Consider the following 11346-nt stretch of genomic DNA (forward strand, 5'->3'; position numbering starts at 1 on the left):
GGTGGGACTACTCGAAGGTGACCGGGACCGCCACGTCGTACTTGCGGTCCTCGGCGTCGAAGTGGTCCGCCTTGGTGAAGATCGCGCACTCGTCCACGGTGCAGTCGACCTGGTCGTTGATGACGGGGTTCACGTAGATGTTCGCCGAGAAGGAGCCGCCCGCGGTGAACTTGGAGGTGTTGGCCACGGTGCCGCCGAACAGGTTGTTCACCCAGTGCGAGGCGCCGGTCGTGCCGGTCTCGTCCTGGCCGCCGAGGCACGGACCGGGCTTGGCGCCGGCCGCCGGTATCTTGCACAGCGCCACGTACACGCCCTGCGCGCTGTTGTAACCGCTGCCGGTCACGGTGATGATCTGGCCGCTCGCGCTGAGGGTGTCCGGCGCGTTGAGCGTCAGGTTGTACGTCGTACCACCGTCGGTGACGGTGCGGGTCGCCGTCGCCGCCGAGGCGGAACCGGCGAGGCCGACGGTGAGCGCGGCGGCGAGGGCACAGACGCCGATCCGCGCGGAGGTACGGGCAGGCAGAAGCGCACGCATGAATACGAGCACCTTTCACGTCATGAGCACCGCAGGGGGGGGCGGCACTTAGGTAAGGCATACCTAAGCTCAGCTTTGTTCATGTGTCAATCGTGCGCACGCCCGCCTCCGGCGTGCCACAACTCCCTTACGCCTCAGTCACCTTGACCGCTCACCACCCCGGCCTCACTCGTCCTCCAGACGCCAGCTGTGCACCCATTCCGGGACGATCCGGATCACTTCCTGGCAGGAACGAGACCTCGCGCGCCGACTACCGCGCCACCCAACCCCGTTCGTACGCGTGCCAGCCCAGTTGCAGCCGTGTCGTGACCCCGGTGAGTTCCATCAGGCGCTTCACGCGGCGCTGCACCGTCCGCAGCCCCAGGTCGAGTTGCTTGGCGACGCTCGCGTCCGTGAGGCCCGCGAGGAGCAGGGAGAGGATCTCGAGGTCGGTCGCGTCCGGGCCGTCGGACTCCTCGGCGTACAGCGCGTCGTCCTCGCCGAGCCGCAGCGGCAGCGCCTCGCGCCAGACGGAGGAGAACAGGCCGTAGAGCGACTCGAGCAGCCCGCTCGCATGCACCACGAGGGCCGCGGGCTCCGCGTGGCGCGAGGTGAGCGGGACCATGGCCAGGGTGCGGTCGGCGATGACCAGCTTGGTCGGGACCCGGTCCACGACCCGTACCTGCTCGTCGCGGCGCAGGGCGGTGGAGAGTTCGAGCAGCCCCGTCGGCAGATCGAGCACCGCGCGCTCGACGATCACGCGATACGCCACGCCCCGCGCCGTCGCCTGCGCCTCGGCCTTGTTGTCGTACCCGGACACCACCGTGGGCCGCCCGGTGACCAGCGCGCAGACCTCCTGGGTCGCGCCGAGCTGAAGCTGGAGGAAGCGCTGGGCCACCGCGCCCGCACCGGTGACGACCTCGACGAGATCGTGCACCGACGGCTCGTCGACCTGGGCGCGGTACTCCTCGGCGAGCAGCGCCGCCGCCAGCTCGGCCTGCTCCAGTTCATGGCGCTGCTGGGTGAGCAACGCGCCGAGCGCGACGCCCGGGGGAGCGGCGACCCAGCGGCCCTGGCGCGCGGTGGACTGGGCGGCCAGACCGTGGTGTTCGAGCCGGCGCAGCGTCCGCTCGGTCTCCACCTCGGCCAGCGCGAGCCGGTGCGCGAGATCGGCGACATCGGCCGCGCCCAGCATCACGAGCGCGCGGTAAGCCGTCTCCTGCGCCTCGTCCAGACCTATGGCCCCCAGCATCCGCGCTTACCCCTCACCCACGTACAAGATCCAGCCCCCGACCGGATACGGCCCCTCCGCCTGACCCGGTCCACGGCCGCGTACACGACGCGACCGCACGGACAGACCCTCCGTGGCGGGAAAGAGCCACGGCGGGAACCCGCCCGTCCACATCATCCCTGCACCAGGGGCCTCTCTGCCAATGTGTCGCCACCGCAGTTCCATGTGAGGGAGAGGTATGCGCCGGATATCCCGAAAGGCCCTGGGGGTGGCCACCGCCGCCACGCTGGCCGCAACTCTGGCGACGCCTTCCGCGGCGGCGCCGCGGCAGGAGGACCGGCCGCTGGTCGGCAGCCAGGCCGCACGTTCCGAGGGGCAGGGCGCACAGCAGCGCACCGTCACGTTGATCACCGGTGACCGGGTCCTGGTGACGACGAACGGGGCGGGCCGCAGCGCCGCCACCGCGCTGCCGCGCGAGGACGGCACGGTGCCGTTCCTGCAGACCCGCGAGAGCGGCAAGGACCTGTACGTCTACCCCGAAAGCGCCACCGAGGCGCTGGCCGCGGGCAAGGTCGACGAGCAGCTCTTCAACGTCACCGCCCTGATACGCCAGGGCTACGACGACGCGAGCGCCAAGTCCCTTCCCCTGATCGCCCTGTACGACCGGTCGATCGCCCGCTCCGTGCCCGCCACCCCGCGCGGCGCCGAGCGTGAGCGCGTACTGGACGTGGTCGACGGTGTCGCGCTGAGCGCCGACAAGGAGAAGGCCGCCGACTTCTGGGCCGACCTCACCAACCCCAAGTCCCTCCCCCAAGCTCTCGGCTCCGCTCGAGCAGGGGGGACCCCCATCGCCGGCGACCTCAAGAAGCTCTGGCTGGACGCCAAGGTCGAGACCACCCTCGACAAGTCGACCCAGCAGGTGCACGCCCCCGAGGCCTGGGCCGCCGGCTACGACGGCAAGGGCACCAAGGTCGCCGTCCTCGACACCGGCACCGACGCCGAGCACCCCGACCTCAAGGGCCGCGTCTCCGAGCTGAAGAACTTCACCGACTCGGACTCCGCCGAGGACCGCGACGGCCACGGCACCCACACCATCTCCACGGTCGGCGGCTCGGGTGTCGCCAGCGACGGCAAGAAGAAGGGTGTCGCACCCGGCACCGACCTGCTCAGCGGCAAGGTCCTCGACGACTCCGGCAGCGGCCTCCTCTCGTGGATCATCGCGGGCATGGAGTGGGCCGCCGTGGACGCCAAGGCCGATGTGGTCTCGATGAGCCTCGGCACCAGCGACCCCAGCGACTGCTCGGACCCGATGAGCCAGGCCACCGAGGAACTCGCCCGGAAGACGGGCACGTTGTTCGTGATCGCCGCCGGCAACATCGGCCGCGCGGGACACAACACCGTCTCCTCGCCCGGCTGCGCCCCGAGCGTCCTCACCGTCGGCGCCGTCGACCGCGAGAACGTCTCCGCCGACTTCTCCAGCCGCGGCCCGGTCCTCGCCACCCACACCCTCAAGCCCGAGATCACCGCGCCCGGCGTGGCGATCTCCGCGGCGAACGCGGGCGGACGCGGGGACTTGGCGTACCAGTCCATGAGTGGTACGTCCATGGCGACCCCGCATGTCGCGGGCGCCGCCGCGATCCTCAAGCAGCGCCACCCCGACTGGAGCGGGCAGCAGATCAAGGCCGCCCTCGTCTCCTCCGCCGACACGGACGTCACGGGAGACGTCCGTGAGACGGGCGGCGGCCTGCTCGACGTCAAGGGAGCCGTCGACCAGCAGGTGGTCTCCTCGCCGACGCTGCAGGCCGGCACCTTCAACTGGCCGCAGGACAGCAGCGACCGGACCACCGTCGACGTCCCGTACACCAACAACTCCGACCAGGCGATCCGTCTCGACCTCGCCGTCGAAGGGGTCACGGGCAACGACGGCACCCGCGTCCGCTCCACGGTCGCGAAGTTCGACAAGCGCTCCGTGACCGTGCCCGCCGGCGCCACGGTCAAGGTCCCGCTGACCATCGACCCGACCGCGCGCCTGGCCGCCAACCAGTACGGCGACCTCACCGGACGGGTCGTCGCGACCAGCCGCGGCACCACCGTCTCCACGCCGTTCGCGCTCTACATCCAGCCCGAGACCGTCACCCTGCGGATCAAGATGATCGACCGCCTGGGCAAGCCCGCGGATGGCGCCTCCTCGGTCGACGTGATCTCCACCGACGTCCACAAGGGCGAGCGGCGCTTCAACGAGGGCGCCACGGACCTCACGTACGAACTGCGGGCCGGTTCCTACTTCCTGACCGGCTACCTCACCACCCCCGACGCGGGCGAGGGCGCCACGGCCACCGACTCGCTCACCTATCTCGCGCGCCCGGAGATCGACCTGCAGCGCGACACCACCATCGTCCTGGACGCCCGCAAGGCGCACCGTCTGTCCGTCGACACCGACAGGCCGGTCGAATCGCGCGGCGCCACCCTCGAGTTCAGCCGTACGTGGGGCGAGAACTGGTGGCACGGCGGTACGGCCTCCGGCGGCCGCACGATCCGTTCGTACTACGCCTCGGTCGAAGGCCGCGCGGACGACGGCGAGTTCGAGTGGGGCAGCCACTGGCGGGCCGCGGCCCCACTGATCGACGAGCTGAAGGTCGAGGGCGGCCCGGTGCTGCACCCGACCACCGCGTCCACCACGTCCGTGAACCTGGACGGCACCGGCAAGGCGCAGCTCGTCGACGCCAAGTCCGGTACGCCCGAGGAGCTCGCGGCCGCCGGCGTCAAGGACAAGATCGCGATGATCAAGCTGCCGGCGGGCAGCACCTCGGTGGGGTCCGTGATGCAGAACGCGCAGAAGGCCGGCGCACGGGCGATCCTCGTCCACCGCGACGCACCCGGCCGCTGGTACCCGAGCGCCGGTTTCACCGGCGGCCCGCTGCCCGCGCTCGCCGTGCAGACCGCCGAGGCACAGGACCTGCTCGGCAGGCTCGCGCAGGGCGAGGTCACGCTGGCCTGGAAGGCGACGGCGAAGAGCCCGTACATGTACAACCTGTCGTTCCCGGACGAGGGTTCGCTGTACCGCGACCGCACCCACCGGGTGCGCGACAGCCGCCTCGGCAAGGTCGACACGACCTACCACGCGATGGGCGTGGCCGGTGACTACATCGACAACGTCTCGACGGTCCGCCCGGACGGCCGGACGTTCTTCTTCGGCGACATCGAGTCGGTCCCGACTCCCGGCAAGCGCACCGAGTTCTACTCCACCGAGGACGACGCGGCCTGGCAGCGCTCGCTCTCCAGCTCCTTCCCGTTCGGCGAGTTCATGGTCGACCGGACCCGCACCTACGAGCCGGGCTCGTCCCGCACCGAGAGCTGGTACGACGGCGTGATCACGCCGCGCGCCCGCCTCGACGCGAACGGCGAGCAGACCCTCGCGGCCGAGCGGCAGGGCAACCTGATCGGCTTCGAGTCGTCCGTGTACGGCGACGGTGAACACAGCGGTGAGCAGGGCGCGTTCGGCGACATCGGCAATCTGGAGCTGAAGAAGGACGGCGAGGTGATCGGCGACAGCTGGTTCCCGTACGGCGTCTTCGAGGTGCCGGCCGAGGAGGCCACGTACGAACTCACCCAGAACCTGATGAAGATCGGCGGCCACGCGCGGGTCTGGCAGCGCTCCCAGGAGATGCAGACCACCTGGAAGTTCCGCTCGAAGCTCGATGAGTCGGTGTACTCGCAAGGGCTCGGCATCCTCTTCCCGCGCTACGCGCTGCCCGAGGACGGTCTGAAGACGCTCGCGGCCGCGGACGGTCAGAAGATCGGCCTCAGCCTCACCGGACACGCGGGCTACACCCCGGGCGCCATCGCGTCGGCGAAGCTCTCGTACTCCTACGACCAGGGCGCGACCTGGACCGAGGCGAAGATCTCCGGCTCGGGTGACACCCGCACCGCGACGGTGGATCACGCGGGGGCGTCCGGCAAGCAGGTCTGGCTGAAGACCGAACTGACCGACACCCACGGTCATTCCGTCACGCAGACGGTGGTCCGCGCGTACGACGTGCGCTGACCTCCGTCACCCGCAAGACCGGTCCGCCGGGCGTCCTTCCCGTGGGGGGTGGGGCCGCCCGGCGGACCTCTTTTCTACGAGGCGTGCCGGCGCAGGAAGGCCGTTTCTTCACGCGGCGTTCTCGTGCAGGAAGGCCGCAAGGTGCTCGGCGAAACCCGGCGCCCGCGCGACGAAGTGGCCCGCACCCGGGTGCACACCGCGCTTCCCGTCGAGCGTGGCCGCGAGCGCGTCGCAGATCCGCTCGTGCGCGGCCGCATGATCCCCGGACACCACGAGCACGGGTACCCCGGCCTCCCGGATCACGTCGAGCCGGGGGCGCGCCTCGCCGGGCAGCCGGGCACCCTGCGCCCGCCGCACCCCGGCCACCACACCCTCCGGCAGCGGCCCTTCACCTACGGACGCGCCCGCGATACGCAGGAACTCCCGCAGCACCGAAGGGTCCGTATCCATCCCGTGCGTGAGCACCGCGTCGCCGATGCGCCCGAGCCGCGCCACGTCGGGATCGTCCGGTACGAGGTACGCGAGCGGCGGCTCGATCAGGGTGAGCGAGCGCACCCGGACAGGCGTGGCGGCGGCCGCGATCAGCGTGCCGAGGACGCCGTAGGAATGGGCGACGACGTGCGGGCGGCCGGCGAGCAGCGGCGCCAGGTCCAGGGCGTCGGCCTCGAAGTCCTGGCCCCGCTGGGGCGGTGGGCTCGGCGGATAGCCGCGGCGATGCACACGGGCCAGCGTCCACCGCTCCGCCAGCGGCGCGAGCGCGCCCCAGGTCGTCCGCGGACCCGCCCCGCCGTGCACCAGCAGGACCTCGGGCCCGGAGCCCTCGCGCACCACCACGATCTCGCCCATGGGATGTGAGCGTAACGACGTATGACGAAGGCCCCCGGCGGTCGTCCGGGGGCCAAGTCGTCGGTGAGGAGGGCGAGATGACTAATTCTCTACAGGAAGGATGTGAGAAGGAAGCCGTCTCATGGCCTCACCGGTCGAGGAGAGCGGAAGCGCTAAACCAGTCGAACCCCTTACGGGGAAGAGAAGGAAGCTCTCCCATGGCCTCGATGTCCTGCACGCTAGCAGTCACTCGGGAACCACGTCGCGCAGATTTTCCGGCGTGAGAATCCGCGACTCGGGGTGCAGCCCTTCCGGACGCCGCATTCCGATATACGTGACCGGACCCTCCGGCAGACTCCCGCCGTCCCACACCGTGACCTCGGCGCCCATGAGCTCAAGCAGCCAGCGCACGGTCAGCTGCTCCCGCTCGACGATGCCGCGCAGCAGCGTCTCGACCGTCACCTTGGTCTCCTCCACGCGGTTGGCCGCAGGGAATCCCTTCAGGTACAAGTGCAGCCAGTGCGCCCGCCACTGCCCGTCCTCGCCGCGCCGGAACACGAGCGGCAGCGCCACCCGGCCCGGACCGCGCAGATCCGACTTCATCCGCACGGTGCGCGGCTCGAACGGCCGGCCCCGCTGCTCGCCCTCGCGCAGCATGAACCCGAAGAAGGACTCCTCGACGTCCAGGAAGCTCTCACCGGAGAACAGCAGCACCTGCGGCACGATGAACATCCCGCGCACCGCCCCGAGACGCAGCTCGATGAACTCCGAAGCACCGTCGGGCGCTTCGACGACATCGCCGGAGTGCCGGCCCTCGACATCGGTCAGCTGCGTGTACGAGAGCCAGGTGACCTGCTCGTACTCCTCGTCAAGGATCACCGCCGACAGGTCGTAGTCGGTGGTCTCCTTGCGCTCCTTCCAGTACGTGAAGAAGCGCAGCAGCTCACCCTCGACCGGCGACACGGAGCCGCGCGGCAGCACACCGATCCCGGAGGAGACCGCCTTGCCGCTCAGCGGCAGAGCGACGTCCAGGACATCCGGGTCGACCAGGACGGGTCCGGGGTCCGGGAGCCGGCGCGCGATCTCGGCGTCGAGCACCGCGCTCAGCCGCTCCTTCGCCGCCGTCGGCAGCGCGGCCCGGGTGTCCTCGGTGACCCAGGCACGCCCGAGCCGGTTGATGAACACCCGGCGCGCGCCGCCCTGTTCGAGTCGGTCGCCCCGGTTGAGCAGATGCTGCCGTACGGACAGCAGGACGCGGCCCGCCACCTGCGGCGCCGTTTCCCGCACCGCGTCGAGCACGCGCGCCCGCGTCTCGTCCGAGTCCGCCGTGCGAAGCAGCCGGTCCACCGACCGCAGCAGCACACCGGGCGCGGACCTGAGCAGCTCCACGGCCCCCGTGAGATCACCCGCGCCGAGCAGCTCCTCGGTCCGGCTCGCGAACGACCGCACCCGCTGCTCACCGCGCGCGACCGCGAACACCTGGGCGGCGTACGGCCACTGCGGGTACTCGTGCGGGTGCAGCCGCTCACCGAGCCGCTTCCACGGCTCACGGTGCACGGCGACATCGGCGAGCTTCGCGGGCGAAGCCTCGACCACGGCGTCGAGACCGGCGAGCAGCGCCCGCCGCAGCGGCCGCGACAGGTTCTTGAACTTGGTCGGCTCCACCAGCGACACATCGCCGTCCGCCAGCGAGCACGCGAGCCGCAGCAGGTCGGTGACCGTGTCGAGCAGCGGCGCCGCACCCGTCTTCACGCGTACCTGGTTGATGACGGCACGGTTCTCGCGCACCGGGATCTCTTCGGGCTGCGGACCGTCCGCGCAGTGCGCGGCCAGACGCACCAGATCCTCCAGGACGGACTCGCCGAGCGGCGTGGTGCTGGAAGCCAACGCCAGGTAGAGCGCGGTGAGTTCGGTCTCGACGTCCGCGCCGAGGTGCAGCACGGTCATCCGGTCCCCGGCGGCCGCGATCAGCTCGTCGTGGTGCGTGAGCATCTCCTCGTACGTGTGCCGGTAGCGCCCGTACGAAGGCAGCGTCAGCAGATTCACCACCCCGGCGCTCAGCTGCTCGAGGGTGCCCTCACGGGTCTTCTCGTCGGCGAGCGCCTCGCGGATGCACTGCATCCAGAAGTCCAGGGTGTCCGGCACGTTCCGCGGGAAGTCGATGAAGTACGCGTTGTGCTGCACGTGATCGCCGACGATCTCCCGCACGGCGGCCAGCGTCCGCGCGGCCAGCTCGGCGACCACGCCCTCGTCGAGCCCGGACAGCTTCTCGTGCAGCTGAGCCGACAGCTTGAACCCCACGGACATCAGCGCACCGTCCAACTGCCGCACGACGACGGCACCTTGACCGGCCGGCCCTGCGGGGGCGGGGATGCGGTAGGTGTGGCGGATGACCAGCGATTCCAGAGGGTGGGACATTCCGGCATCGTGACAGAGGGGTACAAGTGTGCGCACGCGGATTTCGGCCGGGCGGACCGGGCGAGCGGTGGTTGCCCCGCCCCCGGTCCGCGCGCCGGACGACGGCTATCGTGCGGCCATGGAGACCCCCGTCGGACCCCGCGTCCTCGTCGTCGGATTCGATCCGTACCGGATCGGCGGTTCATGGGACCCGGCACCTTTGGCCGCGGCCATCGACGAGGGCCTGGCCGAGTTCGCCGCGCACGGCGTGGGAGTCGAGACCTGCCTCATCGGCCTCGACGGACGCGATGACGTGGCAGCGGTCGTCACGAAAGCACTGCAGCCCCATGCGTGGGACTGCGTCGTCGTGGGCGGCGGTCTGCGGCAGTCGGACGATCAACTCGCCCTCTTCGAGCAGGTGATCAACCTGATCCACCGTCACGTGCCCACCGCCGCCATCGCGTTCAACCGCTCCCCGTCCACCATGTACGAGGCTGCCGCTCGGTGGGTCGACTGAGTGAGCCGAGGTCCACCGCGAGGCGTCAGCGGCGGACCAGGAGTGTGTGCGTGACGGTGGGTGAGCTGACCATCTCGGACACCTTGTAGCCCTCGATCCCGTCGCCCAGGTTGTCGAGCAGCCGCTCGCCGCGGCCGATGAGCAGCGGTGCGATGACCAGATGGAGTTCGTCGATCAACCCGGCCCGCAGGTACTGGTTGATGACCGCCGCGCCGCCGCCGATCCGGACGTCCTTGCCGTCCGCGGCCTCGAACGCACGCCGCAGCACCGTCTCCGGTGGCTCGTCGGTGAAGTGGAAGAGGTCGTTCCACCGTCCATCTCCAGCGCGGGGCGCAGATGGTGGGTGTGCACGAAGACGTCGTGGTGGTAGGGCGGGTTCTCGCCCCACCAGCCCCTCCAGCTCTCGTCCTGCCACGGGCCGCGCCGCGGTCCGAACATGTTCCGGCCCATGATCGTGGCACCGATGTTCTGATCGCCGCGGACATAGAAGTCGACGTCGATTCCGGTCTTCCCCGCGGCGGCGTCCTCGGACGCGGAGACGAACCAGGCGTGCAGTTCGTCGCCCCAGCCGACGCCGTCGCCGAACGGAGCGTCCTCGCGCTGGTTGAGCCCGGCGGCGAAGCCGTCGAGGGAGACCGTCACGTTGTGTACGCGAACCTTGGGCATGTCCGTCACCTCTCGGATTGGTGTCGTGCTCTCACCCATGCGTCGAACAGAGCCTGCCCGAATCGACATCCGCGCGCGGAAAAATCCGGATGCCGTGCGCAGCCCCGCCCTGAGACCCTCTGGGGCATGTCAGCGCCACACGGAAGCCGCCGAAAGGCCAGACCCAGCCTGTACATCTCCGTGGACATCGAAGCGGACGGCCCGATCCCCGGCCCGTACTCGATGCTCAGCTTCGGTGCCGCGGTCGCGGGCCGGCACGAGCCCGACGGCACGTACCTCCCGTACGACCCGCAGGAGCGCACCTTCTACCGCGAGCTGCGCCCCATCGGCGAGGACTTCGTCCCCGAGGCCCTCGCGGTGAGCGGCCTCGACCGCGCGCGCCTGGTCCGCGAGGGCGCCGAACCGGCCACCGCACTAGCCGAGTTCACCGCCTGGGTACGCGAGGTCGCCACGGGAGCCCAGCCGGTGATGGCCGGCTATCCCGCCTCGTACGACTGGACGTTCCTCTACTGGTACCTGCTCCGCTTCACCGGCGAGAGCCCCTTCGGGCACTCCGGCTGCCTGGACCTCAAGTCCCTGTACGCGACGAAGGCCAACGTCCCGCTGCGAGCGGTGGCCAAGGGCACGATGCCCCGGCAGCTCCTGTCGACGCGCCGCCACACCCACCACGCGCTCGACGACGCCATCGAGCAGGCCGACCTGTGCAACAACCTCCTGGCATGGGAGCCCTGAGGGAACGTCACACACCGACGACACGTAGCTCAACAGCAGAGCACCGGGCTCGGGACCCGGAGGGTGCGGGGGCAGGACCTGCCGTGTCGGCTATGAACGAGACGGGATCCGGCGCTCCCGGAGCCGTGCTGATGTGCCCATCCTGAGCACCGCTCGGTGGGCCGCACGCCGAGAATTTTCGGGATGCCCCGTTTTCGTATGCCCCGTGCGGTGGACAATAGGGGCATGAGCCAGCAGGGGGACAGGCGCGAGGGCACCGCAGGCCACGGGGACGACTGGTGGGGGGAGTTGTACGGAGACTCCGCCGACGACGCCGGACCCAGTGCGAGCCCCGAATCCTTGGACGACCGGTTCGCGTCGGCGGCGGACACGGTGGCCGGGGAGGGGGAGCAGGACGCCCTGCCCGGGTATCAGGACAC

The 11346-nt window shown here is 70.4% G+C and carries 7 protein-coding genes, 1 tRNA gene and 2 pseudogenes; 5 read left to right on the plus strand and 5 right to left on the minus strand.

The annotated features are described in order from the left end of the window. Nucleotides 1–7 precede the first annotated feature (7 nt). Nucleotides 8–535, minus strand: coding sequence for a hypothetical protein (locus tag G6045_RS22665; protein WP_165333889.1), 528 nt, complete (start codon nucleotides 533–535; stop codon nucleotides 8–10). Nucleotides 536–785: 250 nt separating this feature from the next. After that, a complete protein-coding gene (locus G6045_RS22670; protein WP_165333890.1) occupies nucleotides 786–1766 on the minus strand; it encodes a helix-turn-helix transcriptional regulator in 981 nt (326 codons plus the stop codon). Nucleotides 1767–1983: 217 nt separating this feature from the next. Here G6045_RS22670 and G6045_RS22675 point away from each other — a divergent pair, with 217 nt between their 5' ends. Continuing rightward, nucleotides 1984–5790 (plus strand): S8 family serine peptidase, encoded by a 3807-nt coding sequence (locus G6045_RS22675; RefSeq protein WP_165333891.1) that lies wholly within the window; start codon nucleotides 1984–1986, stop codon nucleotides 5788–5790. A gap of 108 nt (nucleotides 5791–5898) precedes the next feature. Here G6045_RS22675 and G6045_RS22680 read toward each other — a convergent pair whose 3' ends face one another. Continuing rightward, nucleotides 5899–6636 (minus strand): alpha/beta fold hydrolase, encoded by a 738-nt coding sequence (locus G6045_RS22680; RefSeq protein ID WP_165333892.1) that lies wholly within the window; start codon nucleotides 6634–6636, stop codon nucleotides 5899–5901. 225 nt (nucleotides 6637–6861) lie between these two features. Next, nucleotides 6862–9033, minus strand: a complete 2172-nt coding sequence (locus G6045_RS22685) for a hypothetical protein (RefSeq protein WP_165333893.1) — start codon at nucleotides 9031–9033, stop codon at nucleotides 6862–6864. Nucleotides 9034–9151: 118 nt separating this feature from the next. Between G6045_RS22685 and G6045_RS22690 the strand changes: the two genes are divergently transcribed. Next, nucleotides 9152–9529: a hypothetical protein gene (locus G6045_RS22690; RefSeq protein WP_165333894.1), complete on the plus strand. Its 378-nt coding sequence runs from the start codon at nucleotides 9152–9154 to the stop codon at nucleotides 9527–9529. A 25-nt stretch (nucleotides 9530–9554) separates the two neighbouring features. On the opposite strand, the pseudogene G6045_RS22695 reads toward G6045_RS22690, so the two are convergent. After that, nucleotides 9555–10195, minus strand: a pseudogene (locus G6045_RS22695) (dihydrofolate reductase family protein). 126 nt (nucleotides 10196–10321) lie between these two features. Between G6045_RS22695 and G6045_RS22700 the strand changes: the two are divergent. The 3 genes and pseudogenes from G6045_RS22700 to G6045_RS22710 form a co-directional block, all read left to right on the plus strand. Further along, nucleotides 10322–10927, plus strand: coding sequence for a 3'-5' exonuclease (locus tag G6045_RS22700; protein ID WP_165333895.1), 606 nt, complete (start codon nucleotides 10322–10324; stop codon nucleotides 10925–10927). An 18-nt stretch (nucleotides 10928–10945) separates the two neighbouring features. Continuing rightward, nucleotides 10946–11017, plus strand: a tRNA-Pro gene (locus tag G6045_RS22705). Between the two features lie 135 nt (nucleotides 11018–11152). After that, a pseudogene (locus G6045_RS22710) lies at nucleotides 11153–11346 on the plus strand (protein phosphatase 2C domain-containing protein); the annotation flags it as partial.

Origin of the sequence: Streptomyces mesophilus, from assembly GCF_011044995.1 — a bacterium.
Classification (GTDB): Bacteria; Actinomycetota; Actinomycetes; order Streptomycetales; family Streptomycetaceae; genus Streptomyces; species Streptomyces mesophilus.